The sequence below is a fragment of the Kutzneria sp. NPDC051319 genome, assembly GCF_040682195.1.
Taxonomy (GTDB): Bacteria; Actinomycetota; Actinomycetes; order Mycobacteriales; family Pseudonocardiaceae; genus Kutzneria.
On sequence record NZ_JBFBAM010000015.1, the window covers coordinates 90,396 to 116,440 of the forward strand.

28 protein-coding genes and 1 riboswitch are annotated in these 26,045 nt (G+C 69.4%); of the genes, 11 read left to right on the forward strand and 17 right to left on the reverse strand.

All coding sequences use genetic code 11. The features are described from left to right. Positions 1-67: 67 nt before the first annotated feature. From AB0M73_RS17845 to AB0M73_RS17870, 6 genes are all read right to left on the reverse strand, one after another. Complete coding sequence (locus tag AB0M73_RS17845) at positions 68-493, reverse strand: tetratricopeptide repeat protein (RefSeq protein WP_363891706.1); 426 nt, start codon at positions 491-493, stop codon at positions 68-70. A gap of 100 nt (positions 494-593) precedes the next feature. After that, a complete protein-coding gene (locus tag AB0M73_RS17850; protein WP_363891707.1) occupies positions 594-1,229 on the reverse strand; it encodes a histidine phosphatase family protein in 636 nt (211 codons plus the stop codon). Continuing rightward, positions 1,148-1,987, reverse strand: a complete 840-nt coding sequence (locus tag AB0M73_RS17855; RefSeq protein ID WP_363891708.1) for a CbtA family protein — start codon at positions 1,985-1,987, stop codon at positions 1,148-1,150. Before AB0M73_RS17855 ends, AB0M73_RS17850 begins: the two co-directional genes overlap by 82 nt. A gap of 26 nt (positions 1,988-2,013) precedes the next feature. Next, positions 2,014-2,229: a CbtB-domain containing protein gene (locus AB0M73_RS17860; protein WP_043723633.1), complete on the reverse strand. Its 216-nt coding sequence runs from the start codon at positions 2,227-2,229 to the stop codon at positions 2,014-2,016. A 32-nt stretch (positions 2,230-2,261) separates the two neighbouring features. Further along, a riboswitch (cobalamin riboswitch) is annotated at positions 2,262-2,394 on the reverse strand. Between the two features lie 34 nt (positions 2,395-2,428). Beyond that, positions 2,429-3,250, reverse strand: coding sequence for a bifunctional 5,10-methylenetetrahydrofolate dehydrogenase/5,10-methenyltetrahydrofolate cyclohydrolase (locus AB0M73_RS17865; protein ID WP_043723636.1), 822 nt, complete (start codon positions 3,248-3,250; stop codon positions 2,429-2,431). Further along, positions 3,247-3,855, reverse strand: a complete 609-nt coding sequence (locus AB0M73_RS17870; protein ID WP_363891709.1) for a cyclodeaminase/cyclohydrolase family protein — start codon at positions 3,853-3,855, stop codon at positions 3,247-3,249. The genes AB0M73_RS17865 and AB0M73_RS17870 overlap by 4 nt, the downstream gene beginning before the upstream one ends. Positions 3,856-4,136: 281 nt before the next feature. On the opposite strand from AB0M73_RS17870, the gene AB0M73_RS17875 reads away from it, so the two are divergent. The 3 genes from AB0M73_RS17875 to AB0M73_RS17885 all read left to right on the forward strand — a co-directional run bounded on the left by AB0M73_RS17875 (position 4,137) and on the right by AB0M73_RS17885 (position 6,088). Then, positions 4,137-4,331, forward strand: a complete 195-nt coding sequence (locus tag AB0M73_RS17875; protein ID WP_043723640.1) for a DUF3046 domain-containing protein — start codon at positions 4,137-4,139, stop codon at positions 4,329-4,331. 168 nt (positions 4,332-4,499) lie between these two features. Further along, positions 4,500-5,543, forward strand: coding sequence for a recombinase RecA (gene recA, locus AB0M73_RS17880; protein ID WP_363891710.1), 1,044 nt, complete (start codon positions 4,500-4,502; stop codon positions 5,541-5,543). A 41-nt stretch (positions 5,544-5,584) separates the two neighbouring features. After that, positions 5,585-6,088, forward strand: a complete 504-nt coding sequence (locus tag AB0M73_RS17885; RefSeq protein ID WP_363891806.1) for a regulatory protein RecX — start codon at positions 5,585-5,587, stop codon at positions 6,086-6,088. A gap of 25 nt (positions 6,089-6,113) precedes the next feature. On the opposite strand, the gene AB0M73_RS17890 is transcribed toward AB0M73_RS17885, so the two are convergent. Next, positions 6,114-6,302 (reverse strand): hypothetical protein, encoded by a 189-nt coding sequence (locus AB0M73_RS17890; protein ID WP_043723645.1) that lies wholly within the window; start codon positions 6,300-6,302, stop codon positions 6,114-6,116. A 103-nt stretch (positions 6,303-6,405) separates the two neighbouring features. Between AB0M73_RS17890 and AB0M73_RS17895 the strand changes: the two genes are divergently transcribed. Then, positions 6,406-6,666 carry a hypothetical protein gene (locus tag AB0M73_RS17895; protein ID WP_363891711.1) on the forward strand — a complete coding sequence of 87 codons (261 nt, stop codon included), beginning with the start codon at positions 6,406-6,408 and terminating at the stop codon, positions 6,664-6,666. A gap of 4 nt (positions 6,667-6,670) precedes the next feature. Beyond that, positions 6,671-7,327, forward strand: coding sequence for an HAD family hydrolase (locus tag AB0M73_RS17900; protein ID WP_363891712.1), 657 nt, complete (start codon positions 6,671-6,673; stop codon positions 7,325-7,327). Here AB0M73_RS17900 and AB0M73_RS17905 read toward each other — a convergent pair. From AB0M73_RS17905 to edd, 6 genes are all read right to left on the reverse strand, one after another. Then, on the reverse strand, positions 7,284-8,510 hold the full coding sequence (locus tag AB0M73_RS17905; protein ID WP_363891713.1) for an MFS transporter: 1,227 nt from the start codon (positions 8,508-8,510) through the stop codon (positions 7,284-7,286). The genes AB0M73_RS17900 and AB0M73_RS17905 overlap by 44 nt on opposite strands. 44 nt (positions 8,511-8,554) lie before the next feature. After that, on the reverse strand, positions 8,555-9,787 hold the full coding sequence (locus AB0M73_RS17910; RefSeq protein WP_363891714.1) for an MFS transporter: 1,233 nt from the start codon (positions 9,785-9,787) through the stop codon (positions 8,555-8,557). Next, positions 9,784-11,706 (reverse strand): PEP/pyruvate-binding domain-containing protein, encoded by a 1,923-nt coding sequence (locus tag AB0M73_RS17915; protein ID WP_363891715.1) that lies wholly within the window; start codon positions 11,704-11,706, stop codon positions 9,784-9,786. The genes AB0M73_RS17910 and AB0M73_RS17915 overlap by 4 nt, the downstream gene beginning before the upstream one ends. A gap of 207 nt (positions 11,707-11,913) precedes the next feature. Next, positions 11,914-13,596 (reverse strand): PQQ-dependent sugar dehydrogenase, encoded by a 1,683-nt coding sequence (locus AB0M73_RS17920; protein ID WP_363891716.1) that lies wholly within the window; start codon positions 13,594-13,596, stop codon positions 11,914-11,916. A 262-nt stretch (positions 13,597-13,858) separates the two neighbouring features. Continuing rightward, positions 13,859-14,482 (reverse strand): bifunctional 4-hydroxy-2-oxoglutarate aldolase/2-dehydro-3-deoxy-phosphogluconate aldolase, encoded by a 624-nt coding sequence (eda, locus tag AB0M73_RS17925; protein WP_363891717.1) that lies wholly within the window; start codon positions 14,480-14,482, stop codon positions 13,859-13,861. Positions 14,483-14,487: 5 nt separating this feature from the next. Continuing rightward, a complete protein-coding gene (edd, locus tag AB0M73_RS17930) occupies positions 14,488-16,341 on the reverse strand; it encodes a phosphogluconate dehydratase (RefSeq protein ID WP_363891718.1) in 1,854 nt (617 codons plus the stop codon). Positions 16,342-16,712: 371 nt separating this feature from the next. Between edd and AB0M73_RS17935 the strand changes: the two genes are divergently transcribed. The 5 genes from AB0M73_RS17935 (at position 16,713) to AB0M73_RS17955 (ending at position 21,607) form a co-directional block, all read left to right on the forward strand. Continuing rightward, positions 16,713-17,003 carry a hypothetical protein gene (locus AB0M73_RS17935; protein ID WP_363891719.1) on the forward strand — a complete coding sequence of 97 codons (291 nt, stop codon included), beginning with the start codon at positions 16,713-16,715 and terminating at the stop codon, positions 17,001-17,003. Positions 17,004-17,070: 67 nt separating this feature from the next. Next, on the forward strand, positions 17,071-17,859 hold the full coding sequence (locus AB0M73_RS17940; RefSeq protein WP_043723666.1) for a hypothetical protein: 789 nt from the start codon (positions 17,071-17,073) through the stop codon (positions 17,857-17,859). Between the two features lie 27 nt (positions 17,860-17,886). Then, a complete protein-coding gene (locus AB0M73_RS17945) occupies positions 17,887-19,794 on the forward strand; it encodes a fumarate reductase/succinate dehydrogenase flavoprotein subunit (protein WP_363891720.1) in 1,908 nt (635 codons plus the stop codon). Position 19,795: 1 nt separating this feature from the next. Next, entirely contained in the window at positions 19,796-20,542 is a 747-nt protein-coding gene (locus tag AB0M73_RS17950; RefSeq protein ID WP_363891721.1) for a succinate dehydrogenase/fumarate reductase iron-sulfur subunit, read from the forward strand. 198 nt (positions 20,543-20,740) lie between these two features. After that, positions 20,741-21,607 carry a transporter substrate-binding domain-containing protein gene (locus AB0M73_RS17955; RefSeq protein WP_363891722.1) on the forward strand — a complete coding sequence of 289 codons (867 nt, stop codon included), beginning with the start codon at positions 20,741-20,743 and terminating at the stop codon, positions 21,605-21,607. A gap of 93 nt (positions 21,608-21,700) precedes the next feature. On the opposite strand, the gene AB0M73_RS17960 is transcribed toward AB0M73_RS17955, so the two are convergent. The 4 genes from AB0M73_RS17960 to AB0M73_RS17975 form a co-directional block, all read right to left on the reverse strand. Beyond that, on the reverse strand, positions 21,701-22,597 hold the full coding sequence (locus tag AB0M73_RS17960; protein ID WP_363891723.1) for an amino acid ABC transporter permease: 897 nt from the start codon (positions 22,595-22,597) through the stop codon (positions 21,701-21,703). Continuing rightward, complete coding sequence (locus AB0M73_RS17965; protein WP_363891724.1) at positions 22,594-23,271, reverse strand: amino acid ABC transporter permease; 678 nt, start codon at positions 23,269-23,271, stop codon at positions 22,594-22,596. The genes AB0M73_RS17960 and AB0M73_RS17965 overlap by 4 nt, the downstream gene beginning before the upstream one ends. 66 nt (positions 23,272-23,337) lie before the next feature. Beyond that, entirely contained in the window at positions 23,338-24,189 is an 852-nt protein-coding gene (locus AB0M73_RS17970) for a glutamate ABC transporter substrate-binding protein (protein ID WP_052395844.1), read from the reverse strand. Between the two features lie 29 nt (positions 24,190-24,218). Next, complete coding sequence (locus AB0M73_RS17975) at positions 24,219-24,947, reverse strand: amino acid ABC transporter ATP-binding protein (RefSeq protein ID WP_198047845.1); 729 nt, start codon at positions 24,945-24,947, stop codon at positions 24,219-24,221. 405 nt (positions 24,948-25,352) lie between these two features. Between AB0M73_RS17975 and AB0M73_RS17980 the strand changes: the two genes are divergently transcribed. Further along, entirely contained in the window at positions 25,353-26,045 is a 693-nt protein-coding gene (locus AB0M73_RS17980) for a response regulator transcription factor (RefSeq protein WP_363891725.1), read from the forward strand.

Genomic DNA, 26,045 nt, shown 5'->3' on the forward strand with positions numbered 1-26,045 from the left:
CATGCGAGTGTGGAGTCGCACGACAGTGCTGAGCTCCTGCTCGGCCTCGTCCAATCGCCCGAGGTCCTCAAGTGAGGCCGAGGTTGCTGCGGATGGTCAAGGTGTCCGGGTGGTCGGCCCCGGACAGACGGGTGTGCAGATCAAGAATGGTCCGCCACTCGCGTTCGGCTTTGTCCGGACGTCCTTGCGCGCGGAGCGCGAGTGCGAGGTTGTTGCGGCTGATCAGAGTGTCGTGGCATTCGGGGCCGAAGAGCCGCGTGTGGATCTCGAGGACAGCGCGGAGCTCGTGCTCGGCTTCGTCCAACCGACCCAACTCCCGAATCGAATCCGGCGCACGGTCGGGAGATCGCCGCGAGCGGTGACCAGACAGCCGTTCAGGACGGCGAGATCGGTGTCCTCGCGGCGGGTGGTGAGCCGCTGAAGGCGATCGGACAAGGGCTTGGCCAACACTGCCAGCACGATTGCGGCGCCGGCGATGAGGCCGGTCCACCACTTGTCCTTGATCCCGGTGGCCGAAAGACCGGCGGGAACGGTGATCATCGCGGTCAGGGTGAGTAAAGCGAACCAAGTCCAAGCAGCGTCGCAACCGGGAGTCACCCGAACGTATGCGGATCGTCCAGGGGAAGGCCGGTCTCCCGGAGGGTCCAACGGCCGGGAGCGCCGGTGAGCTGGGTGACGGTCGACGGGGAGACGTCTACGCGCCAGAAGGCCGAAGGCGGCGCCCCTAGCGCTGCTAGGACTGCGGCCCGGACCACGGCGGGCGAGGTGACCACGCCAAGGCGGCCGACGTCGCTTGCGCGGTCCAGCCAGGCGGCGACGCGCTTGAGGACGGAGCTGACGGGCTCGCCGCCATGGGGGGCGGCCTCGGGATCGGTCATCCACGCCATCAGGTCGCCTTGGTCGATCTCGGCCAACGACCGGCCGCGCCACGAGCCGTGATCGAGATCGGCCAGGGAGTCGTCGACAGCGGCGTCCCAACCGAGGGCCTCGGCGGTCTGCGCGCAGCGCAGCTCGGGTCCCCGGGCGAGACGGTCCAACCGGGCCGGGCCGGCCACCGCCGACGGCCGTCGCGACAACGGCTCGTCGGCGGGAAAACGGGCCTGCCGCACCGCCTCGGTGGCGGCGTGGCAGACCAGGAAGATCCGGTTCAGGACGCCGCCACCCGCTCGGCCCTGGGCGCCAACAACCGCTCGGCCAGCGGCGCGAACAGCAGGCCGATGGCGGCCCACATGATCGCCTGCGCGGCGACCGAGTAGAAGCGGAAGTCCCACAGCACGTCGGCCGGGAAGCCCGGATAGACGATCTGGCCGGCCGGATTGCGCAGCGGCAGCGGAGTCTCGGTCGCCTGCGGGCCGTAGTCACGGACGTTGGCCGCGAGCTCGCCCAGCGACGGCAACAGCGCCATCGCCACGCCTGTCACCACTACGAAAGCTAGCGCCGCTAGCAGCGTGGCGTTCCAGTTGCCGAAGCGCTTGGCCAACCGCTTGCCCAGCACCGCGGCGCCGACCAGGAACGCCACCGAGCAGACCATCATCACCACGTACAGCGCGCCGCGGACGCCGATGGTCGCCCCGTGGCCTATCGACGGCGGGTTGGCCGGGTACTTCACGAACGGCACCAGGTAGATGCCGAGGAAGCCGCCGCCGGCCACCAGCACCGACAGCGTGCGGGGCCGCAGGTTGCCGACCCGGCCGAGGCAGACCGCGTACGCCACGGCGAACAGCGCGCCCATGGCCACGCCGAACAGCACGATGCCGACGCCGATGCCGACATTGGCCTGGATCGCCCGGGTGAAGATCTCCGGACCCTCGTCGCCCGCGGGCAGGCCGGCCGCCTTGTTCAGCAGCTCCTGGGCCTCGTCGCGGCCGCTCTCGTAGTCGATCGCGGCCTGGATCTGCGGCTCGGCGAAGATCCGGGCGAAGACGAACGCCAGCAGCCCGGCCAGGGCGCCGACCAGCACGCCCCGCAGGATGATTCGCTTTTCCATGTTCGGTTGTCCTGCCCGAGAGTTGGTCAGTGGCAGGGGAAACCGAGGAAGTGACGCGCGTCGTGCACGAACTCGTGGATGTACATGTTGTCGCCGAAGACCGAGGTGGCGCCCTGGTCGATGCCGATGAAGTAGTACATCGCCAGCGCCAGCAGGACGGTGCCGCCCAGCCACAGCATCGCCTTGGGCAGCGGCAGGACAACCGGCGTCGGAACGGCGGTGGTCACGGGAATGGTGCTCACGGAGCCTCCTTCGGGGATCGTGCGTCCCGTTCGTTGGGCAGGTGATGGCGTGGTGTCTGGCTCGCCCGGATCCGAGAACCCGGGCTCACAGTGGCGCGACCGCGCCGGATTTCCACCGGCTTACGCACTCCATCACTCAGCGTGGCACACTACGGACCCCGATCAACGCACGTCAATCCGCCGAGCAGGGCGTATGAGCTCAGCGTGAGGCAGCCGACACGACGTTGCGCAACAGCAGCGCGGTCGTCACCGGGCCGACACCTCCCGGCACCGGCGTGATCGCCTCCGCGATCGGCTCCACCGCGTCGGTGTCCACGTCGCCGACGAGGCCGCCGTCCGTGGTCGGATTGGTGCCGACGTCGATCACCACCGCGCCGGGGCGGATGTGCGCGGCGCCGAGCACGTGCGCGCTGCCGACGCAGGCCACCACGATGTCGGCCCGGCTCGTCTGCACCGCCAGGTCCTTGGTGCGGGAGTGGCACACCGTCACGGTCGCGTTCTCCGCGAGCAGCAGCAGCGCCGCCGGCTTGCCGACCACGGTGCTGCGGCCCACCACCACGACGTCCGCGCCGGCCATCGTCGTGCCGTGCGCGCGCAGCAGCTCCACCACGGCCTGCGCCGTCGCCGGCGCGAACGCCGGCAGGCCCGCCGCCAGCCGCCCGAGGCTGGTGGGGTTGGCGCCGTCCACGTCCTTGGCCGGGTCGATGTGCAGGGCGATCTCGTCCCGCGTGAGGCCCGGCGGCAACGGCGTCTGGCAGATCACGCCGTGCACCGTCGGGTCCGCCGACAGCTCGTCCAGGCACGGGCCCAGCAGCTCACGCTCGTCCACCACGCGCACCGCCACGCCGACCTTGTCCGCCGTGCGCACGATCGAGCGGACGTACCAGGCCGTGGCCTCGTCGTCGGTGGGGACGACGATCGCCAGCGTCGGGGTGATGCCGCCGTCGCGCAGCCGGGCCGCGTCCGCGGTGACCTGCGTGCGGATGGCAGCGGCCACCGCGCGGCCGTCGATGAGGGTCATGCCAGCTCCTCGATGAACTTCTCGGCCGCGGCGACCTCTTCGCCGATACGGGCCAGTTCCGTTTCCAGTCGGGCTCGGGTGGCTACGTCGGTCATCGACGCCCGGTTCACCGCCACGTTCACCGCCGCCGCCTGCATGGCCGCCCGCGCCGACACCGCGGCCACCGCCACGTCGGACAGCACGTTGACGTTGGCGCCCGGTCGGATCCGCCGGGCCAGCTCCAGGATCTCGGCCGCCAGCGCCGCCGTCCGCAGCGGCACGTCCGCCGCCCGCACCAGCGACTCCTGGATCGCCGCGCTCCGGGCCGCCTTCTCGTCGTCGGTGGCCTTCGGCAGCCGGTACGCGTCCGTCACCCCCGTGAAGGCCTCGGCGTCCGCGTCGGCCAGTTCCACCGCCGTATGCCGGTGTTCGGTCGCCCGTGCCAGCGCTTCCCGCATCGTCGGCTCGTGTTCCGCGTACTTCGGCCGGCCCACGGTCAGCTCGCACACCATCGACACCAATGCCGCCGCCATGGCCGCGTGCATCGCCGCCACCGCCCCGCCGCCCGGCGCCGGCGCACCGGACGCCAGGTCGTCGAGCCAGGACCCGATCTTCTGCTCCCGCATGGGATCAAGCCTAGAACCGCCGCGCGTCCCCGAAAGCGGCACGAAGAACGGTTTTGTGTGCGACTGACGCCGCGAAGGCGGACTTGGTGGCGAACAAACAGCGCCCGAGACATAAAGAAGCGCCGCAGCCCTGGGGGTCGACTGCGGCGCTCCGCCGTGAGTTTCCAACTGCTGAGGTCGGGGGGATCACGGGCCCACGCCAAGGATAGCGTGTTTCCCGGGGCAGGGAAGCCCTCGGTCCCCACTTTCTGCAATTTGCTGTCGGCGTAGGCTTGCACACGATGCGTATCACTGCCTTCCGGGCCCTGATGGCCGAGGAGTTCGGGCGGGTCCGATCCGAGATGATCGCCCGCGACCACGTGTTTTCCGAGCTGGACGGGTTGACCGTGGACCAGGCGCTGGAGGCCGGCGTGCCGGCCAGGACGATCTGGCGGGCGGTGTGCGAGGCGTTCGACGTGCCGGTCGAGCGGCGCTGAGGAGTGCGGACGGCGTGTCGGTTTTCCCTCGAACAGGTGTTCGGCTAGCCTGGGGATCCGCGGGTCGCCGAAATTGTCAGACCCTCCCCGTAGCGTCCTCGGTGACGACAAACCCGGCGGCGGGCCCTGGGCACACGGGCCGGCCAGACAGACAGAGGTGAACTTCCGATGGCACCAGCAGCACCGGACAAGGACAAGGCGCTCGAACTGGCCCTGGCCCAGATCGACAAGAACTACGGCAAGGGCTCGGTGATGCGCCTCGGTGACGAGGCCAGGGCGCCGATCGAGGTCATCCCCACCGGATCCATCGCGCTGGATGTCGCGCTCGGCATCGGCGGGCTGCCCCGGGGCCGGGTCGTGGAGGTCTACGGCCCGGAGTCCTCCGGTAAGACGACCGTCGCCCTGCACGCCGTGGCCAACTCCCAGCGCCTCGGCGGCATCGCCGCCTTCATCGACGCCGAGCACGCGCTCGACCCCGACTACGCCAAGGCCCTCGGCGTCGACACCGACGCGCTGCTCGTCTCCCAGCCGGACACCGGCGAGCAGGCGCTGGAGATCGCCGACATGCTGGTCCGCTCGGGCGCGCTGGACATCCTGGTGATCGACTCGGTGGCCGCCCTGGTGCCGCGGGCCGAGATCGAGGGCGAGATGGGCGACAACCACGTCGGCCTCCAGGCCCGCCTGATGAGCCAGGCGCTGCGCAAGATGACCAGCGCGCTGAGCAACTCCAACACCACCGCGATCTTCATCAACCAGCTGCGCGAGAAGATCGGCGTCATGTTCGGCTCGCCGGAGACCACGACCGGCGGCAAGGCGCTGAAGTTCTACGCCTCGGTCCGCCTGGACGTGCGCCGCATCGAGACGCTCAAGGACAGCGGCGACGCGGTCGGCAACCGGACCCGGGTCAAGGTCGTCAAGAACAAGGTGGCCCCGCCGTTCAAGCAGGCCGAGTTCGACATCCTGTACGGCCACGGCATCAGCCGCGAGGGCTCGCTCATCGACATGGGCGTCGAGCAGGGCATCCTGCGCAAGTCCGGCGCCTGGTACACCTACGACGGCGACCAGCTGGGGCAGGGCAAGGAGAACGCCCGCAAGTTCCTGCTGGAGAACGTCGACGTCGCCAACGACATCGAGAAGAAGCTCCAGGAGAAGATGGGCATCGGCGCGAAGGTGGACGCCGACGCGACCGCCGCCGCGCCCGTCGACTTCTGAGCACGGTGACGGAGCAGGAGGCGTCCGGCGAGACCCCGGCGGTGCGTGACACGCCGGAGGTGTGCCGGGCGCAGGAACTCTGCGTGCGGCTGCTCGGCGTGCGGGCCCGGTCCCGCACCGAGCTGCGGCAGGCCATGGCGCGCAAGGAGATCGAGGAGGAGGTGGCCGAGCTGGTGCTCGGCCGCCTTGACCGGGCCGGCCTGATCGACGACGAGGCCTTCGCCCACGAGTGGGTGGCCTCCCGTCACAGCCACAAGGGCCTGTCCCGGCGGGCCCTGGTCAACGAGCTGCGCCGCAAGGGCGTCGACGACTCGGTGGCCGCCCAGGCGGCCGCGACCGTCGGTGAGGACAGCGAGCTGGAACGGGCCCGCGAGATCGTCCGCCGCAAGCTGCCCTCGGTCGCCCGCGTCGACGACACCGCCAAGCTCCGCCGCCTGGTCGGCGTGCTGGCCCGCAAGGGCTACAACGAGGGCATGGCCCTGCGCGTCGTCCGCGAGGAACTCAGCCGGGACGGCGCCGCCGGGCTCCCCGACGACGACATCTAGAGCGTGGCCGGCTCAGGCCGGCGGGTCAGCGCTGCCAGCGGAACTCGTGGATGGCCTGGTGACGGCCGCCGCTCATCGCCGGCATGGCCTCGGCGTCCTGCATCATCTGATCCACGGTCACGCCGAAGAAGCGGGCCTGCGCCTCGATTTCGTCGCCCTCCTCGGGTGGCACGAAGCGGTGGAAGCGGATCGTGTCCGGGTCATCGCTGCTCATGTCGTTCATCTACGCGGCCGGAGCCGGATGTGCTCAGTGCCACCACGAATCGGTTCGGTGAAAGTCCCCGACTTCACTCGGAAGGATGAGACAAACTGGACACATGATCGATCCGCGCGAGGCCGTGCGCCGTGAGCTCCGGCTGATCCGCCGCGACGCGCGACAGCCGTGGCGGCAGTGGCCGCGTCGGGTGGGCTCGGCGGTGGTGTCGGGAATCATGTCGGCGGTCCGGGGCACCGCCGACTTCCTGAAGGAGCTGGTCGCCGAGGCGATCGCCGAGACCCTGGTGGCCGTGGTGGTCCTGGGTTCGGTCGGGCTTGTCGCATTGTTGGTCTCATCCGTGGTGGCGCATTACGTAGGCTGACGCCGTGAGAAAGCTGCGGGCACGGCATGTGGTGTGGGACTGGAACGGCACACTCCTGAACGACAACCATGCGGTGCTGGCAGCGGTGAACACGGTGTGCGCGCAGTACGGGTGCCCGGCGGTGACGCTGGACGAGTGGCGCGCGGTGTTCAGCCGACCGATCCTCGCCTGCTACGAGAAGGTGCTGGGCCAGGCGCTCACCCAGGCCGACTGGGACGTCATCGACCAGCGGTACCACACGGCGTACCGGCTGGAGCTGGAGTCGTGCGGCCTGGCGGCCGGCGTGCCGAACCTGCTGCACCAGTGGCGCGACGGCGGTCGGACCCAGTCGCTGCTGTCGATGTGGTTCCACGACGAGCTGGTGCCGCTGATCGGAAAACTGAGCCTCACCGACCTGTTCGACCGGGTGGACGGACTGCGCGGCTACAACATGGGCGGCTCCAAGGCGTCGCACCTCGTGGAGCACCTGAAGGCGCAGGACCTCGACCCGGCCGAGGTGATCCTGATCGGCGACGTCGTGGACGACGCCGAGGCGGCGGCGCAGGTCGGAGCCCAGTGCGTGCTGGTGACGACCGGCATGATGCCGCGGGACCGGCTGGAGACGGCCGGAGTGCCGGTCACCGACTCGATTCCGGAAGCCCTGGCGCTGATCGACGCCTAGCCCGGTGCCAGGACAGGGCCGCCGGCAGCCCGACGGCCATGCCGCCGACACCGGCGAGCCCGATGGTCAGCGGCGTCCCGATGACGTCGGCCAGCACGCCCGCGACCAGCACACCCAGGCCTTGCACCGTCACCAGTCCGCTGACGACGATGCCCATCACCTGCGCCCGCCCGGCGCTCGGCACCGCTCGGGCCAGCGACGCGGTGTCCTGCGTCTGATACGCCTGCGCCAGCGCGCCCGAAACCCCTAGCGCCGCTAGCGAAACCAGCAAACCCGGCTGGGCCGCGCACGCCAGCAACGGCAGCCCCGCTAGCACCGCTAGCAGTCCGAGCACCTTCGGCCGCACGCGTTCCGGAACCCATCGCGCGAACACGAAGGCCCCCACCACCGACCCCGCCGGATCCGCCGCCATCAGCAGGCCGACTCCGACCGTGCCGGTGCCGATCGCCGCCGCGTAGGGCGCGGCCAGTCCTTCCGGCACCACGTAGAAGCCGGCCAGCCAGCTCAGCACCGCCAGCGCCCGCGCCGCCGGGTCGCCGAACACGACCCGGACGCCGGCCAGGACCGATCCCCGTGCCGACGTCGGCTCCGCCGAAGATGTGGGCGGCGAGACCGCAGCCGGGTGCTGGACGCCGGTGCGGACCAGGATCGCCGAGGCCAGAAACGTGAGGGCGTCGATGAACAGGGCCCAGCTCGGCGTCAGGGCGGCGACCAGGACGCCGCCGCAGGCGAAGCCGGCCAGCTGCGCGGACTGGATGGTCATGCCGCGCAGGGCCAGGGCGGAGACGTAGAGGTCGCCGGCCAGGACGTCCGGGAGGAGGGCCTGTTGGGCGGCACGGAAAGGGCCGCCCAACAGCGTGACGCCGATGAGCAGGAGATACAGCACGGGCAGCGGCATGCCGGGAACGGCCATGGCTGCGACGAGCAGTGCTCGGGCGAGGTCGCAGGCCACCATGACGGTGCGCCGAGCCACCCTGTCCGCGACCCAGCCCAGCAGGGCGCCGCCGATGAGGGTGGGCACGAAGGTCAGGGCGTAGGACAGGGCAGTGAGCGCGGGCGAGGAGGTCCGTTGGAACACCAGCACGGCGAGGGCGACCCGGGCCAGCTGGTCGCCCGCCTGGGACAGCGCCTCGCCGGCCCACAGCCAGCGGAAGTCCGCGACCGCCAGCACCGAGCGGAACATCAGCCCAACGTAGCGGCATCCGCCCGGCGCTGCGGGGTTTCCGCTCAGGTCGCGCTGGTGACTTCCGTCCGGCGGCGGGTGGTCCTGATCAGGACCGCGATGACGACCATCACCACGCACGTCACGATCGCCGTCTGCACGAGGAATTCGTTGAGCGCCCCGGACTGGAGGTAGGACCCCAGGGCGAGGGCCACCAGCGCGCACACCGCGCGGTCGATGATGGACTCGATGGACAGAAGCGTTGCCCGGTAACGGGAATCCGTGATCGCCGCGTTGAGCAGCGCCCGTTGGATCGGGAACGAGAGCCCACAGGCCAGGGAGAACACACACAGCGCGATCACCGAGCCCACGATGCCCATCAGCCCGGCCAGGGCCAGCGTCACTGCCATGGCGATCGTCAGCAGGAACACCGACCGCACATCGCTGATCCGCTTGCGCAGCCAGTTCGGCCGCGCCGCCCCCAGGGCTTCGAAGACCGTCATGAGCGCCATCACCACGCCGTAGAGGACCACCGGCGTGCTCTTGCTGTCCAGGATCGGCTGGAACAGGTTGACCGAGCAGATCCGCGCCAGCGTGAAGATCGCTACGCCTTGAACCATGAGCAGCACCAGCAGCCGTGACCCCCGCATCTGTGCGAAAGCCCCGCGCAGGGCCACGGAGATGGGCGGTCGTTCGGGACGACCAGCCGGTGCGGCCTCGTCGGAACTGGCAGTGCGGCGGGGGATGGCGGGGAGGATCACCGCCGCGCCCACCGCGATGGCGGCGTTGATGGCGCTGAGCCAGTACGGGGAGGGCATGTTCCACTGCATCAACAGGCCGACGACGGGCCAGCAGACGACCTTGCCGATGAGGCTGTAGGAACGGCCGTAGCCCTCAGCCTGGGGATAGGCCTCGCCGGCGCCGGCGGAGTGCATGTACTCGTACAGGTAGGCGCTGGCGGCGCCGGAGACCAGGGAGCGGGCGAGGGCGATGAGCAGGAAGTGGATGAGGAAGCCGGTGTAGGAGGACAGGAAGACCGGTGTGAGGTTGGCGCCGATCAGGACCACGCCGCCGGCGACGAGGCAGTGGCGGTAGTCGAAGCGGTCGGCGACCATGCCGGTGGGGATCTCGAGCAGGCAGAAGGCGATGTAGTAGATGCTCTGGATGCCGAAGATCTGCGTGTCGGACAGGCCGATCTGCCGCTGGTACTCGTAGAACACGGGCAGCCACAGCAGAAGGCCGAAGAAGAACTGGAAGGTGTAGCTCAGCCACACCGCACGGCGGACGGCGGGGTTCATGCGCTGTAGGGGCGGAGCTGGACGATGGTGATGCGCTTCTCGTCGGCGATCCACTCGACGTCGACGGGCGAGTCGAAGGTGTAGTCGGGCGAGAAGTGGGCCTGCAGCAGGCGCCCGGCGATGGCGAGGCGCTGAAGCTGTTGGCGCGCGGCGACATCGAGGTCGGCGGGGGCGTCGCCCAGCGACACGGTGCGGCCGTCGCCCTCGACGGTGGAGTAGAGGTACTGGATGGGCAGCTCGGACCCGGACACGACGTCGATGACGGAGTTGACCGACACGTTGACGTACACGTTGCGGAAGTCGTTGCGGTTCAAAGGGTTGGTGGTGACCATGACACCGCCGATGGCGCCGTCGACCTGCTCCTGGACGATCACGCCCATGTAGCTGTCGTCCAACGAGATGCCGGCCTGCTGGCGCAGCCGGACGCTGCGTGGCGACACCAGGGAGGCCCAGACCTCCTTGATGGAGGCGAAGATCCGGTCGGCCGAGGTCACGTGGTTGATCGACTCGTAGATGCCGGCGGCGGAGAAGCCGGCCAGGTCCTCGGCGTTGGACGAGCTGCGGACGACGAACGTGCGCACGCCGCCGAGCTCGGCGACCAGGGCGCTGTCGACGGCCTCGCGCAGATCGTCGGGGATGCGCGTCGAACGGATCAGCCTTTGCAGTTCGAGGCAGAGCCGGTCGACGTCCGGAACATCCAGCTCCAGCGCCATCTTCAGCTTGCCGATGGCCTGCTGCACCCGCGGTGACGACTCCAGGAACCGCCGCTGCACGGAGAACGGCAGTGCGATTCCCCTGGGCACGTCGATGTTGTCGCGCAGCAACCGGATGGCGGCGTCGTTGAGGTCGGCGTCGACGGGCACGTCCAGCAGCTTGGCCAGGTACGGCAACAGGTTCTCACGCGGCGGCCGCCGCACCTGGTAGAAGCCGAGCAGCCGGCCGGAACCGTTGGCCAGCACGTGGTGCAGCTCGCCGAGGTTGGCCGCCTTGGTGCCGTAGCGGTGCCGGTCGTGCAGCCGCAGCCGGTCCAGGCTGGTGATCGGCGAGGTCTGGGATTCGGGCTCCTCCAACACGATCCGCTGCGCGTACCAGGCCGGCTTGCGGGTGACGTCGACGGCGTCCTCGGTCGGCGTCAGGGTGATCTCGTCGGAGGCCGGGTCCACCTCGTAGCGAACCCACTGCCCGTTGAGCTGTTCGGCGTCGATGCGGTCGAAAACGCCGAGCTGCACGGCATTGGGCACCTGCCAGCCCGAGGCCAGCACATTGGTGTGGGACAACGGGGTCGTGTGGTGCGCGTTCACGATTCCGGCCAGCCGTGGCACGTCGTCGGGCACCCGGTGCATGACGATGATGTCGTACCACTCAAGGGAATCGGCCGCGGCGCGGTAGTCGGCCTCGGTGCGGAAGGCCCGCAGCCGGCCGTGTGCGGAACCGGGGTTCAGCGGCACGAAGCGGGCCGAGGAGAACAACTCGTGCGCGCGAATGCGTGGCACCTCGGTGGCGGGGATCTCGGCCAGCAGCTGTTCCTGGCTGTGGTTGGCCGGTTTCACCAGAACCGGCAGCGCCGGATCGACCGCGGCCCGTACGGCCAGGTAGAAGTAGGCGAGCATCGGGCCGGACATGGTGTCCACCTCGACCGTCTCCAACGACAGCATCCGCCGGTCGTCGGACGTGTGCAGGGCGAGGATGCCGAGATAGAAACGGCGGTCTTCCGCGTGGTAGATGCTGTGATTGAAGTCATCGATGTTGGCCTCGAGTTCGGCCTTGGCGATGCCGAGGATCTCGGCCGCGATGTACTCGGCGTGGAAGGAGTACCGGGCGTCGTTGATGAAGTGGATGTGCCCGCCCGGCCGGTCGACGACGACCTTCACGAACGGATAACCGCCGAGTCGGCCGGCTAACTGTGTGAAGGCGGTCATAGTCAACTGAGCATCGATCAGCGCGGCTGATTCCACTTCTTACTCCCCAGGTCTCGGTCGAACGGCCAGCGAACCTACCACGGGGGACGAAAGGGATCCGCCGGTGTAACAAGGGCAATGCTCGATTGGCTCTGAACGTTGCCCCAGGAACACGAGAAACGGGGCCCCACCCGCCCGGGAGGCCCCGTTCCCGCCACCAACGCGCCGCTAGTTCAGCTGCACGTGGAAGATCGAGTCCTTGCTGTTGTTGCCGGTGCTGTCCTTGTCACCGCTGGAGTTGGTCAGCCACAGGCCGCCGTCCGGCGCCGGCTCGACGGTGCGCAGCCGGCCGTAGGTGCCGTTGAAGTAGGCCACCGGCTTGGTCGTGCTGTTGCCGGTGATCTCCATGCGGTACAGCCGTTGCCCGCGCAGCGCCGCCATGAACAGCACGTCGTGCACGATGGCCAGGCCGCTGGGCGAGGCGTTGGCCACCGGCCAGGTCTGGATCGGCTTGATGAACTTGCTGTTGCCGCAACCACTTCCGGAGGTGCCCTCACAGGACGGCCAGCCGTAGTTGCCGCCCTTCTGCACCAGGTTCAGCTCGTCCATGATGGAGTTGCCGAGCTCGGCCTCCCACAGCCGCCCCTGTGAGTCGAAGGCAAGGCCCTCGACGTTGCGGTGGCCGTAGCTCCAGACGTACTTGCCGGGGAAGGGATTGTCGGACGGCACGCTGCCGTCGGGGTTGAGCCGCAGGATCTTTCCGTTGAGGGAGTTGAGGTTCTGCGCGTTGTCGCCGTTCTCGCCGTCGCCGACGCCGGCGTAGAGCTTGCCGTCGGGCCCGAAGCGCAGCCGGCCGCCGTTGTGGAACTGGTTGCGCAGGATGCCCTTGAGCAGCACCTGCTGGCTGCCGGTGTCCAGCTTGCCGTCGGTGTACTTGAAGCGGGCTATGCGGTTGTCCGACGACGTGGTGAAGTAGACGTAGATCCAGTTGTCGGACTTGAAGGACGGCGAGATCTCCAGGCCGAGCAGGCCGCCCTCGCCGTTGGTGCCGGACACGCCGGGAACCGTGCCGGCGGTGGTCTTCGTTCCGGTCTTCGGGTCCAGGTGGATCAGGTTGTGCGTGTCCCGCTCGTTGAACAGGATGGTGCCGTCGGGCAGGGTCGCCAGGCCCCAGGGCACGTCCTTGTCGTCGATCACCTTGGTGACCTGGCCCGGCGTGGTGCCCCCGCCGCCACCGCCGCCGGAGGTCTTGCCGGTGACCTTGCCGCTGGGCTTGGACACGTTGCCGGCGGCGTCGCGCGCGGTGACCGTGTAGGTGTGCGACGAGTTCGGCGCGAGGCCTTCCACGGTGAAGGAGTTCGTGGTGGCCAGGCCGACCTGTGAGGATCCCTCAAGAACGGTGTAGCCGGTGACGCCGACGTTGTCGGTCGACTTGGTCCACGTCAAGGAGATGGAGTTGGCCGTGGTGCCGGAGACCTTGAGGCCGCCCGGCGCGCTCGGGGGCGTGTTGTCGCTGGACTTCTTGGTCGTCACCTGGACCGTGTTGCTGGCCTGGGAGACGCCGCCCTTGGCGTCGCGGGCGTTGATGTAGAAGCCGTAGCTCGTGTTCTGGGTGAGGCCAGTGACGGTGGCCTTGAGCGTCTTGCCGTCGACGGACTTGGTGAGCTGCCCGTCGTGGTAGATGTCGTACGCCGCGAGGCCGACATCGCTGGTCGAGGCGCTCCAGGACAGGTCCACCGTGGTCTCGGTGACGTTGGCGGCCTTCAGGTTCTTCGGCGGCGACGGGACGGCCGCCGGGGCCTGGGTCGAGGCCAGAGCCATCGGGACGGAGCTGACGGTCAGGCCGGCGGCGAGCGCGCCGGCGAGCAGGGCGCCGGCCACGGCCAGCGACCGCCGTGTGCGTGGTGCCACGGATACCTCCCACTGGTTCGGTATCGCGGCGGCGGGTCACAAACGTTTTCATAAAGTTGCAGTCGGGTCAACCGCCGGTGCGCGCAGCCTACGACGAGCAACCCTCACGAGCGATGAAACCGATGAAACGATCGGCGAGTCCCGCTCTCAGGCAACCGAGACACCGGTTGGCGAACCCCGGCGAGTCCCGCCCACAGTCACACCGAATGCCTGAAACGGATTCAGCATTTCGGTGTGACGCTGAACGGGACTCGCCGGGGTTTCAGCGGAGGGTGGTGGCGGCGGAGGCCAGGGCCGAGACGCGTTGCCAGTCGTTGGCGGCGAGGGCGTCGGCGGGGGTGAGCCAGGAGCCGCCGACGCAGCCGACGTTGGGCAGCGCCAGGTACTTGGGCGCCGACTCGACGGTGATGCCGCCGGTGGGGCAGAAGCGGAGACCGGGCAGCGGGCCGTAGATCGACTTCAGGTACGGGGCGCCGCCGGCGGCCTCGGCGGGGAAGAACTTCAGCACGGAACAACCCCGCTCCGCCGCCCGCATCGCCTCGCCGACGGTGCTCACGCCGGGCAGGAACGGCAGCCCGGTGGCGGCCACGGCATCCAGCAGCGCCTCGGTGGAACCGGGCGTGACGATGAACCGCGAGCCGGCGTCCAGGGCCTGCTTGGCGTGCTCGGGGGCCGTCACGGTGCCGGCGCCGACCACCAGGTCCGGCACGGCGGCGGCGATCCGCTCGATGGACGCCAGCGCGGCCGGGGTCCGCAGCGTCACCTCGATCACCTTGATGCCGCCGCGCAGCAGCGCCTCCGCCACGGGCACGGCGTGCTCCACGTCGTCCAACACGACAACGGGCATCACGGGGGACAGGTCCAGCAGATCTGCCGGCGTAATCATGGTCCTCACTTCCAGGTCGTCACGGGGACGGCGAACTTCTCCGGGGTGAGCGTGCTGCCGAACACGCTCGCGCCCGCGTCGGCGGGGCCGATGGCGCGGCGCAGCGGCCCGAACAGCTCGCGCCCGGTGCCCATCCACTCCTGCTCGTGCGGCGGCCCGTCCACCAGCCGCCGCCCCATCAGCTCGGCGTCGTCGACGAACACCTCGATGCTGCCACGGTTGGCGTCGAGCCGGATGACGTCCCCGTCACGCACGCGAGCCAGCGGTCCACCGGTCGCGGCCTCCGGTGTCAGCTGGATGGCGGCGGGGATCTTGCCCGACGCCCCGGACATGCGGCCGTCGGTGACCAGCGCGACCCGGTGCCCGCGGTCCATCAGCACGCCCATCGCGGGGGTGAGCTTGTGCAGCTCGGGCATGCCGTTGGCCTGCGGCCCCTGGTTGCGCACGACCACCACGACGTCACGGTCGAGCTCGCCGGCCTTGAACGCGGCCGTGAACGCCTCCTGTGTGGTGAAGACCCGGGCCGGCGCCTGCACGACCCGGTGCTCCGCGGCCACGGCCGACACCTTGATCACGGCCCGGCCGAGGTTGCCGGCCAGCATCCGCAGCCCGCCGTCGGCCGAGAACGGGTCGTCGTGCGGCCGCAGCACGGCGGGGTCCAGCGACTCGACCGGCCCGTCCCGCCACACCACCTTGTCGCCGTCCAGGAACGGCTCCTGCCGGTAGCGGTTGAGCCCCGGGCCGGCCACCGTCTGGACGTCCTCGTGCAGCATTCCGGCGTCGAGCAGCTGGCCGACGAGGAACGGCACGCCGCCGGCGGCCTGGAAGTGGTTGATGTCGGCGCTGCCGTTCGGGTACACGCGGGCCATCAGCGGCACCACGGCCGACAGCTCGGCGAAGTCGTCCCAGCCCAGCTGGATGCCGGCGGCGGCGGCGATCGCCGGCAGGTGCAGCGTGAGGTTGGTGGACCCGCCGGTGGCCAGCAGGGCCACCACGCCGTTGACGACCGCCTTCACGTCGACCATCTCGGCCAGCGACGCCGACCGGGCCAGGCCGACGACGCGACGCCCGGCCTCCTCGGTCAGGGCCTTGCGCAGCGGCGTGTTCGGCGGCACGAAGGAGGCGCCGGGCAGGTGCAGGCCCATCACCTCGACGACCATCTGGTTGGAGTTGGCGGTGCCGTAGAAGGTGCAGGTGCCGGGCCCGTGGTAGGACGCCGACTCGGCCTCCAGCAGCTGCTCGCGGGTGGCCTTGCCCTCGGCGTAGAGCTGCCGGATCCGGGCCTTCTCCTTGTTCGGCAGCCCCGAGGACATCGGGCCGGCCGGCACCAAGATCGCCGGCTGGTGGCCGAAGGCCAGCGCCCCGATCAGCAGCCCGGGCACGATCTTGTCGCACACGCCCAGCAGCAGCGAGGCGTCGAACATCTCGTGCGACAGGGCGATGCCGGTGGCCATGGCGATGACCTCGCGGCTGAACAGGGACAGCTCCATGCCGGGCTGGCCCTGGGTGATGCCGTCGCACATCGCAGGCACGCCGCCGGCGAACTGGGCGACGCCGCCGGCCTCGCGCACCGAGTCCTTCAGCCACGCCGGGTACTCGTGCAGCGGCTGGTGGGCCGACAGCAGGTCGTTGTACGAGGAGATGATCGCGACGCCGGGTTTGGTCAGCCCCTTCACCGCGAGCCGGTCCTCGCCGACGCAGGCGGCGAAGCCGTGCGCGAGGTTGCTGCACGCCATGCCGGCCCGGGCGGGCCGATCGCCGGCGGCGGCCCTCATCCGGCGTAAGTACTCGGCGCGGGTGTGCTCACTTCGGGTCGCGATCCGCGCGGTGACCTGGGCAACCACGGGGTGAATCGCCATAGCCGACAACTCCTGTCCTGCTCACGGGCCGCCTCAGCGGCCCGGCGGGACGACGGCACTGGCGTCGCTTCACGGGCAACGTGACGGGTCCCACACTAGGTGATGTCCCCCGAGGGAATCAAAACCGATTCAGTGAAATGCCTAGTCACGGTGACGTTCGCCACTTCTCTAGTCATTTGCTGGTACGCCTCCATGGTCCGCCGCTGGTCCCCGCGAGAGGCGCCGACGCTGGCAGAACTGGCGTGCAGACTTGTTTGCCAAGATCGCGTGTGGCACTTGTCACAGCCCTGTGGTTCAGGCAGAGTGCAATGAGAGGGCGCAGTGTGGCGCCGAACACGTTGACGCCTGATCAAGCTTTTGGAGGTGCCGAGATGCCCAATTCGGAGATCGCGAACCTGCGGCGAGCCATCGGACAGCTTCGGCAGTGCATCACCGCCCTGGAGACCCAGTACGGCGACGCGACAGTGGTGAAGCGCCTGGTCAACGACCTGGAACGGCTGGACATCGACGCCGAGGACCTCGGCTCGTCCCGCCCGACGCCGGCGCCGCGCAGCGCCGAGCCGCTGGAGGTCGTTGTGGTCCCCGACACACCCTACGATCCGGCCCTGTGGCATGGTGCTGACGACGAGGGGGTCGGCGGCTACCAGGCTCACCGCGGGTGACCCGCGGCTGAGCCGATCGTTTGGCGCTCGACCCACAACTTCATCGCAAAGAGGCGAAGAGGTCTTCATGACGGCTGGCACCACTGCCCCGGGTCGGGCGCAGATTTCAGCGCGCACACTGCGCACCGACCGGTGGTGGGTCCAGCCCGCCGTCACGGTCGTTGTGCTCGTGGCATTCATCATCTACGCGACCATTCGCGCGTTCGCCAACGACTACTACTACTCGGCGCCGTACATCTCGCCGTTCTACTCGCCCTGCCTGGCCACCAGCTGTGTGCCGGGCTCGGGCGAGGTGGCGATCTTCGGCGACTGGTGGAAACTCTCCCCGGCGCTGATCATCCTGATCTTCCCGCTCGGCTTCCGGCTGACCTGCTACTACTACCGCAAGGCCTACTACCGCGGCTTCTGGTCCTCGCCGCCGGCCTGCGCGGTCGCCGAGCCGCACGGCAAGTACACCGGCGAGCGCCGTTTCCCGCTGGTGCTCAACAACGTGCACCGGTACTTCTTCTACGCCGGCCTCATCTTCAACGTGATCCTCACCTACGACGCCGTCATCGCCTTCCGCGACTCGACCGGCGCATGGGGACACATGGGGCTCGGCACGCTGGTGCTGTTGGCCAACGCGGCGCTGCTGTGGCTGTACTCGCTGTCCTGCCACTCCTGCCGGCACGTCATGGGCGGCCGGCTCACGCACTTCTCGAAGCACCCGGTGCGCTACAAGGCATGGACCTTCGTGTCCAAGCTCAACACGAGGCACATGGCCTTCGCCTGGGCCTCGCTGATCGGGGTCGCGCTCGCCGACCTCTACGTCGCGCTCGTGGCCGGCGGAACGATCTCCGACCTCCGGTTCTTCTGAGCCCGACAATCGAATAGTGGAGCTTTCATGACCGAGTTGGAACGCCACGACTACGACGTCGTGGTCATCGGCGCGGGCGGCGCGGGCCTGCGGGCGGCCATCGAGGCCCGGCAGCAGGGCAAGCGCGTCGCCGTGGTGTGCAAGTCGTTGTTCGGCAAGGCCCACACCGTCATGGCCGAGGGCGGCATCGCCGCCTCCATGGGCAACGTCAACAGCGACGACAACTGGCAGGTTCACTTCCGCGACACCATGCGCGGCGGCAAGTTCCTGAACAACTGGCGGATGGCCGAGCTGCACGCCAAGGAGGCCCCGGACCGGGTCTGGGAGCTGGAGACCTACGGCGCGCTGTTCGACCGCACCAAGGACGGCAAGATCAGCCAGCGCAACTTCGGCGGGCACGAGTACCCGCGGCTGGCCCACGTCGGCGACCGCACCGGCCTGGAGCTGATCCGCAGCCTGCAGCAGAAGATCGTGTCGCTGCAACAGGAGGACAAGCGCGAGACCGGCGACTACGAGTCCCGGCTCAAGGTGTTCGCCGAGTGCACGGTGACCGAGCTGCTGATGGACGGCGACCGCATCGCCGGCGCCTTCGGCTACTGGCGCGAGAGCGGCCGCTTCGTGCTGTTCGGCGCGCCGGCCGTGGTGCTGGCCACCGGCGGCATCGGCAAGTCGTTCAAGGTGACGTCGAACTCCTGGGAGTACACCGGCGACGGGCACGCGCTCGCCCTGCGCGCGGGGGCCTCGCTGATCAACATGGAGTTCGTCCAGTTCCACCCGACCGGCATGGTCTGGCCGCCGTCGGTGAAGGGCATCCTGGTCACCGAGTCGGTCCGCGGCGACGGCGGCGTGCTGCGCAACAGCGACGGCAAGCGCTTCATGTTCGAGTACATCCCGGACGTGTTCAAGGACAAGTACGCGGACAACGAGGACGAGGCCGACCGCTGGTACACCGACCAGGGCAACAACCGGCGCCCGCCGGAGCTGCTGCCCCGCGACGAGGTGGCCCGGGCGATCAACTCCGAGGTCAAGGCCGGCAGGGGATCGCCCCACGGCGGCGTGTTCCTGGACGTCTCGTCCCGGCTGCCGGCCGAGGAGATCATCCGGCGGCTGCCGTCGATGCACCACCAGTTCAAGGAGCTGGCCGACGTCGACATCACCAAGGAGCCGATGGAGGTCGGCCCGACCTGCCACTACGTGATGGGCGGCGTCGAGGTCGAGCCGGACACCGCGGCCTCCAGCGTGGCCGGGCTGTTCGCGTGCGGCGAGGTGGCCGGCGGCATGCACGGCTCCAACCGGCTGGGCGGCAACTCGCTGTCCGACCTGCTGGTGTTCGGCCGGCGGGCCGGCGCGGGCGCCTGCGCCTACGTGGACGCGCAGGCCGACAAGGCCCCGGTCATCGCGGAGTCCGATGTGGACGCCGCGTCCCGGCGGGCGGTCGCCGTGTTCGAGGGCGGCGAGGCCGGCGCGCAGGAGAACCCGTACAGCGTGCACACCCAGCTGCAGCAGACGATGAACGACCTGGTCGGCATCATCCGCCGCGGCGGCGAGGTGGAGCAGGCGCTGGTGGCCCTGGAGGAGCTCAAGGGCCGGGCCCGCAACATCGTGGTGGAGGGGCACCGGCAGTTCAACCCGGGCTGGCACCTCGCGCTGGACCTGCGCAACATGTTGCTGGTCAGCGAATGCGTGGCCAAGGCGGCGCTGCTGCGCACCGAGAGCCGCGGCGGCCACACCCGGGAGGACCACCCGGGGATGGACGCCGACTGGCGCAAGCAGCTGCTGGTCTGCGTGGTCAACACGGCCGGCGACGGCGTGGACGTGAACTCGAAGGACCAGATCCCCCTGCGGCCCGACCTGATGGGCCTGTTCGAGTACTCGGAGCTGGCGAAGTACTTCACCCCCGGCGAGCTCGCCGACATCCCCGCGAAGGAGAGCTGACATGGGGTACAAGGCGAAGTTCAAGGTGTGGCGCGGCGACGCGTCCGGCGGCGACCTCAAGGACTTCACCGTCGAGGTGAACGAGGGCGAGGTCGTGCTGGACGTGATCCACCGGCTGCAGGCCACGCAGGCGCCGGACATGGCCGTCCGCTGGAACTGCAAGGCCGGCAAGTGCGGCTCGTGCTCGGCCGAGATCAACGGCCGGCCGCGGCTGCTGTGCATGACCCGGATGTCGACGTTCACCGAGGACGAGACCGTCACGGTGACGCCGATGCGGACGTTCCCGGTGATCCGCGACCTGGTCACGGACGTCAGCTACAACTACGAGAAGGCCCGCGAGGTGCCCGCTTTCGCGCCGCCGGAGGGCGTCGCGCCGGGCGAGTACCGCATGGAGCAGATCGACGTCGAGCGCTCGCAGGAGTTCCGCAAGTGCATCGAGTGCTTCCTGTGCCAGAACACCTGCCACGTCGTGCGTGACCACGAGGACAACAAGACCAACTTCTCGGGTCCGCGGTTCCTGATGCGCGTCGCCGAGCTGGACATGCACCCGCTCGACGCGCGGGAGAACCGGGCGAAGGAGGCCAAGACCGATCATGGCCTGGGCTTCTGCAACATCACCAAGTGCTGCACCGAGGTGTGCCCCGAGCACATCAAGATCACCGACAACGCCCTGATCCCCATGAAGGAAAGGGTCGCGGACCACTACTACGACCCGATTCTCCGGCTGTTCAAGCGTTCCGCGAAATAGGTTGCTGTGCCCTCTCGGCGCGTTCCGCGCCGGGCGGATTCGCTCTAAGCCGCTGCCTTCCCTTGGCCGAGGCGGATCGCTGGAAAGATGCGATCCGCCTCGGCCCGCGGTCCAGGCAGCGGCGCGAATCCGCACTCTCCGCGGTACCACGGCTGCTCTCCGGTCGACAGGTTCCGAAACTGTGTGCACGATGGGGGCGTGAACCAGCGAGCCACCGGCCTCGCCGCGCTGGTGGCGGCGGCGTCGGTGCTGGTCGTCGCCTGCGGCGGCCCCGACGAGCCGGCTCCGACCACGTCCTCGCGGCCGGCCGAGTCGGCGACCCTGAAGCGGATCACCGACCGCGGCAAGATCATCATTGGTCTGCGGGCCGACACCCCCGGCCTGGCCCACCGCGATCCCGTCTCGGGCGCGTTCGACGGCTTCGAGGTGGAGCTGGGCAAGCTCATCGCCGCCGGCCTCGGGTTGAAGCCCGACCAGATCACCTTCACGCAGCTGACCTCGGACACCGGGCTGCCGTCCGTCGTCGCCGGGACCGTCGACATCTTCCTCGGCGGCGCGACCAAGGCCCAGGCCGGTCCGGCCGGCCTGCTCGCCGCCGGGCCGTACCTGACGGCCGGGCTGGGGCTGCTGTACCGGAAGTCGGGCCCGACCGTCACGGACGCGGCGTCGGCCGCCGGCCGCAAGGTCTGCACGGTGTCGAACTCCCCGGAGCAGGCCATGGCCCGCGACGCCAAGATCACCGACCCCGGCAAGCTGGTCGGCAGCACCTCGGTGCGGGATTGCGTGGATGAGCTGGGCTCCGGCGGCGTGGACGCGGTCGCCGACTACCTGCCGGTGGTGAGCGGCTACGCCTCGGCGGACCCCGGCAACCTGTCTGTGTCGGCGCTGGCGGCCCCGAAACCCGTGGACTACGTCATCGCCCTGCCGGGCGGGGATTCCGGCCTCAGGGACCGTCTCACGCGCATCGTCCGCACCGCCGTCACCGACGGCACCTGGCAACACGACTACGACCAGGCCCTCGGCACCTCCGCCCCCAAACCCGCCCCACCCCAGATCCCCAGCTGAAACCGCGAGTCCCGCTCTCCAGCAACCATGTGTCGAGTTACGGAACTCGACACTCAGTTGCCCGAGAGCGGGACTCGCGGTGTGAAGAAGGGGTTACAGGGGGTCGGCTACGGGGAGGTCGGCCATGGGGACGGCGGTGGTGCTGGCCGGGCCGACGGGGCGGGCGCTGCTGCGGCCGCGGCGGGACATGCGCTGCTCCAGGAGGGCCGCCAGGCGGGTGACCACCCAGTTCACCACCACGTAGATCAGGCCGATGACGATCAGCGTGGGAATGGTGTTGCCGAAGTTGGCCGACAGGATCCGGTAGTTGGACAGCAGGTCCGAGAACGACAGGATCGTGGAGCCCAGCGCGGTGTCCTTCACGACGACTACCAGCTGGCTGACGATGGCCGGCAGCATCACGGTGACGGCCTGCGGCAGCAGGATCGTCAGCATGGTCTGCACCTTGCGCAGCCCCAGCGCGTACGCCGCCTCGGACTGGCCCCGCGGCAGCGAGGAGATGCCGGCCCGGAACACCTCGGCCAGCACCGAGCCGTTGTACAGCACCAGACCCGTCACCACGGCGAACAGCGGCCGGATGTCGGAGTCGATGTCGGTGTACCAGACGTAGAAGAAGTTCGCGAACAGCATGAGCATCAGGACCGGGATGGCCCGGAACAGCTCGACCAGCACGCCGGCCGGCACCCGGATCCACCGGTGCTCGGACAGCCGGGCGATGCCGAAGATCGCGCCGATCGGCAGGGCGATGACGATGGCCAGCACCGCGGCCAGCAGCGTCGTGCCCAGGCCGGGGATCAGGTACACGGTCCAGGTGTCGCCCGACAGGAACGGGCTCCACATCTTGGCCGTGAGCTGGTCCTTGTTGTTCAGCGCGGCCACGACGAGCCAGGCGACCGCGGCCAGCACGACCAGGAACACCACGCTGTAGACCGTGTTGCGGACCCTGGCCTTGGGGCCGGGCGCGTCGTAGAGGACGGAGGGCGCGCTCATCGCTTGACCGCCACCTTCTGGGACAGCCAGCCCAGGATCAGGCCGACGGGGAGGGTCAGGACCACGAAGCCCAGCGCGAACACCACGAACACCAGCGAACCGGCCTGGCCCTCGTTCTCGAGCATGGTCTTCATCAGCACCGCCGCCTCGGCCACGCCGATGGCGCTGGCGATGGTGGTGTTCTTGGTCAGCGCGATCAGCACGCTGGCCAGCGGAGCCACCACCGAGCGCAGCGCCTGCGGCAGCACGACGATGGTCAGCGTCTGCATGAAGCCCAGGCCCAGCGCGCGGGACGCCTCGGCCTGGCCCACCGGCACGGTGTTGATGCCCGAGCGCACGGCCTCGGACACGAACGTGCCGGTGTAGAGGATGAACGCCAGCACCGACAGCCGGAAGTTGGTGATGTCGATGGCCGCGGTGGTGGTGTCGGTGGTCAGCGAGACGCCGAGCGTCTGGTACAGGCCCAGCGACGCGGCCACCACCAGCAGGGTCAGCGGGGTGTTGCGGACGACGTTGACGTACGCGGTGGCGAAGGCCCGCATCAGCCACACCGGGCTCACCCGCATGCCGGCCAGCACCACGCCCCAGATCAGGGCGCCGATCGCCGACCAGAACGTGAGCTGCACGGTGACCCAGAACGCGCCGAGCAGGTCGTAGTTGCTCAGGAAGTCCACGTGAGCAAGCTCCTCGGGTGTGAAACGGGGCGCCGGACACAACTCCGGCGCCCCGAGATCAGAAGATCACTTCTCGGTGATCGGCGGCTCGGCCGGCACCTTGTAGCTGTCGCCGAAGTTCTTCTTCAGCGCGGCCGACCAGGAGCCGTCCTTCTCCATCTCCTGGATGTAGCCGTCCAGCGCCTGCTGGGTCTTGGTGTCGCCCTTCTTCAGGCCGATGCCGTACGGCTCGTTGGAGAACGGCTTGCCGACGACCTTGAGCTTGCCCTTGTTGGCGTCCGCGTTGGCGTAGCCCTGCAGGATGATGTCGTCGGTGCTCAGGGCGTCGATGGCCCCGTTGAGCAGGCCCGTGACGCACTCCGAGTAGCCGCCGTACTGCTGCAGCGCCACCTTGTTGGCGAACTTGGTCTGGATGTTCTGCGCCGAGGTGGAGCCGGTCACCGAGCAGAGCTTCTTGCCGTTGAGGGTCTCCGGGCCGGTGATGTCCGTGTTCTCGGTCTTCACCAGCAGGTCCTGGCCGGCCACGAAGTACGGGCCGGCGAAGGAGACCTTCTGCTTGCGCTTGTCGTTGATCGTGTACGTGGCGATCACCAGGTCCACGTCGCCCTGGGCGATGAGGTCCTCGCGCTGGGCGGAGGGGGCCTGCTTGAAGACGATGTTCTTCTCGTCCACGCCCAGCTTCTTGGCGATGTACTTGGCCACGTCGACGTCGAAGCCGGTGTAGCCGTCGCCGGTCTTGAGGCCGAGGCCGGGCTGGTCGAACTTGATGCCGACGGTCAGCTTGTTGTCCGCCTTGGCCCGGTCGACCAGCGAGTCGCTGCCTCCGGCCGCCTGCTGGCTCTTCCCACCGCAGGCGGTCACGGCCAGCGCGAGCGTGGCCACCAGCGCGCCTGCGCGCAGAACCGGACTCAACCGCATGATGTCGTTCCTCTCGGACTGTCGATACTTCAGTGGCTGAGGATCTTGCCGAGGAAGTCGCGCGCCCGCTCGGACCTGGGGGCGGTGAAGAACTCCTCGGTGGCGGCGTCCTCGACGATCTCGCCGTCGGCCATGAACACCACGCGGTCGGACGCGCGGCGGGCGAAGCCCATCTCGTGCGTGACCACGAGCATCGTCATGCCGTCGCGGGCCAGCGACGTCATCACGTCCAGCACCTCGTTGACCACCTCGGGGTCCAGCGCCGAGGTCGGCTCGTCGAACAGCATCACCTTGGGCTTCATGTTCAGCGCGCGGGCGATGGCCGCCCGCTGCTGCTGCCCGCCGGACAGCTGCGCCGGGTACTTGTCGGCCTGGTTGGCGATGCCGACCCGCTCCAGCAGCTCCATGCCGTTCTGGCGCGCCTGGGCCGAGGCCACGCCGCGCACCTTCACCGGAGCCAGCATGACGTTCTCGACGATCGTCTTGTGCGCGAACAGGTTGAAAGACTGGAAGACCATGCCCACATCGGCACGCAGCCGGGCCAGCGCCTTGCCCTCGGCGGGGACCGGCTGGCCGTCCACCTCGATCGTGCCGCTGTCGATCGGCTCCAGGCGGTTGATCGTGCGGCACAGCGTGGACTTGCCCGAGCCCGACGGCCCGAGCACCACGACGACCTGGCCCTTGGGCACCTCGAGGTCGATGCCCTTGAGCACGTGCAGCGGACCGAAGAACTTGTCCACGCCCGCCATCCTGATCATCGGCGGCACGTCGCCGGCAGCAGACATCGATCCTCCACGACGACAAAGGGGGGCGGGTGTTGGCGGAAACCTAGGGTCCTCCGACAACACCAGTCCAGGCGGCTTGACCAAGACTTAGGGTTGCAGCTCAGTCACGCAGCCTAGCGGCGTCCGGCGGACCGTCCGCCTCGGGTGTGACGGACGCTCGACATCGACCGGCGTGTCCACAGTGGAGGAACGGGCCCGTCGGCTGTCAAGAAGGCGAGTGTAAAGACTTGGCAAACAATTGGCCGTCGAATCGATCGGCTTCACTCGTTCGGAGCAACGGGCCCGGGTACCGCCCCGTCGGCGTGTGACCCCAGCCACCTAGAGTTGCCGTCGACCCCGCCGCACCGGCCGGGGAGGACACGCGGGGAGGTGCCACTGGTGCGGGTACTGCTCGTCGAGGACGACGACCGGGTCGCCGAGGCGCTGCTGCCGGCCCTGGCCAGGCGGGGGCTGACGGTGGAGCGGCTGGCCACCGGGCGCGGCGTGCTCGATCGGCTCACCGGCGTCGACGTCGTGCTGCTCGACCTCGGCCTGCCCGACATCGACGGCATCACGCTGTGCCGGCAGATCAGGGCGGCCAGCGACGTGGCGATCATCGTGGTGTCGGCGCGCGGCGAGGTGGACGACCGGATCCTCGGTCTGCACGCGGGCGCCGACGACTACCTGGTCAAGCCGTACGACGTGGGCGAGCTGGTGGCCCGGGTGCACGCGGTGCGGCGCCGGCGCGGCGACGCGGTCCCCGGCGCCGGCGGCGGCACCGCGGGCGTGGTGGAGGTCGGCGACGTGCACATCGACCTCGTGCGGCATCAGGTGATCGTGGCCGAGGAGCCGATCACCCTGTCCCGCAAGGAGTTCCAGGTGCTGGCGCTGGTGGTGGGCGCTGGTGGCGCGGTGTGCACGCGGGAGCGGATCATCGCCGAGGTGTGGGGCCGCAGCTGGGCCGGCGCCAACCGGACGCTGGACGTGCACGTGGCCACCCTGCGGACCAAGCTGGGCCGGCCGGCGCTGGTGGAGACCGTGCGCGGCGTCGGCTACCGGCTGACCGCCGACGGCCAGGCCGGGGCCGGCTGA

Excerpts from the sequence above, each read along its gene's own strand:
- AB0M73_RS17895 (WP_363891711.1), top strand. The coding sequence starts at position 6,406 with ATGATCGATCCGCGCGAGGCCGTGCGCCGTGAGCTCCGGCTGATCCGC.
- AB0M73_RS17905 (WP_363891713.1), bottom strand. The coding sequence starts at position 8,510 with ATGTTCCGCTCGGTGCTGGCGGTCGCGGACTTCCGCTGGCTGTGGGCC.
- AB0M73_RS17945 (WP_363891720.1), top strand. The coding sequence starts at position 17,887 with ATGACCGAGTTGGAACGCCACGACTACGACGTCGTGGTCATCGGCGCG.
- AB0M73_RS17865 (WP_043723636.1), bottom strand. The coding sequence starts at position 3,250 with ATGACCCTCATCGACGGCCGCGCGGTGGCCGCTGCCATCCGCACGCAG.
- AB0M73_RS17960 (WP_363891723.1), bottom strand. The coding sequence starts at position 22,597 with ATGAGCGCGCCCTCCGTCCTCTACGACGCGCCCGGCCCCAAGGCCAGG.
- AB0M73_RS17970 (WP_052395844.1), bottom strand. The coding sequence starts at position 24,189 with ATGCGGTTGAGTCCGGTTCTGCGCGCAGGCGCGCTGGTGGCCACGCTC.
- AB0M73_RS17870 (WP_363891709.1), bottom strand. The coding sequence starts at position 3,855 with ATGCGGGAGCAGAAGATCGGGTCCTGGCTCGACGACCTGGCGTCCGGT.
- recA (WP_363891710.1), top strand. The coding sequence starts at position 4,500 with ATGGCACCAGCAGCACCGGACAAGGACAAGGCGCTCGAACTGGCCCTG.
- AB0M73_RS17890 (WP_043723645.1), bottom strand. The coding sequence starts at position 6,302 with ATGAGCAGCGATGACCCGGACACGATCCGCTTCCACCGCTTCGTGCCA.
- AB0M73_RS17855 (WP_363891708.1), bottom strand. The coding sequence starts at position 1,987 with ATGGAAAAGCGAATCATCCTGCGGGGCGTGCTGGTCGGCGCCCTGGCC.
- AB0M73_RS17940 (WP_043723666.1), top strand. The coding sequence starts at position 17,071 with ATGACGGCTGGCACCACTGCCCCGGGTCGGGCGCAGATTTCAGCGCGC.
- AB0M73_RS17910 (WP_363891714.1), bottom strand. The coding sequence starts at position 9,787 with ATGAACCCCGCCGTCCGCCGTGCGGTGTGGCTGAGCTACACCTTCCAG.
- AB0M73_RS17935 (WP_363891719.1), top strand. The coding sequence starts at position 16,713 with ATGCCCAATTCGGAGATCGCGAACCTGCGGCGAGCCATCGGACAGCTT.
- AB0M73_RS17950 (WP_363891721.1), top strand. The coding sequence starts at position 19,796 with ATGGGGTACAAGGCGAAGTTCAAGGTGTGGCGCGGCGACGCGTCCGGC.
- edd (WP_363891718.1), bottom strand. The coding sequence starts at position 16,341 with ATGGCGATTCACCCCGTGGTTGCCCAGGTCACCGCGCGGATCGCGACC.
- eda (WP_363891717.1), bottom strand. The coding sequence starts at position 14,482 with ATGATTACGCCGGCAGATCTGCTGGACCTGTCCCCCGTGATGCCCGTT.
- AB0M73_RS17975 (WP_198047845.1), bottom strand. The coding sequence starts at position 24,947 with ATGATCAGGATGGCGGGCGTGGACAAGTTCTTCGGTCCGCTGCACGTG.
- AB0M73_RS17915 (WP_363891715.1), bottom strand. The coding sequence starts at position 11,706 with ATGACCGCCTTCACACAGTTAGCCGGCCGACTCGGCGGTTATCCGTTC.
- AB0M73_RS17875 (WP_043723640.1), top strand. The coding sequence starts at position 4,137 with ATGCGTATCACTGCCTTCCGGGCCCTGATGGCCGAGGAGTTCGGGCGG.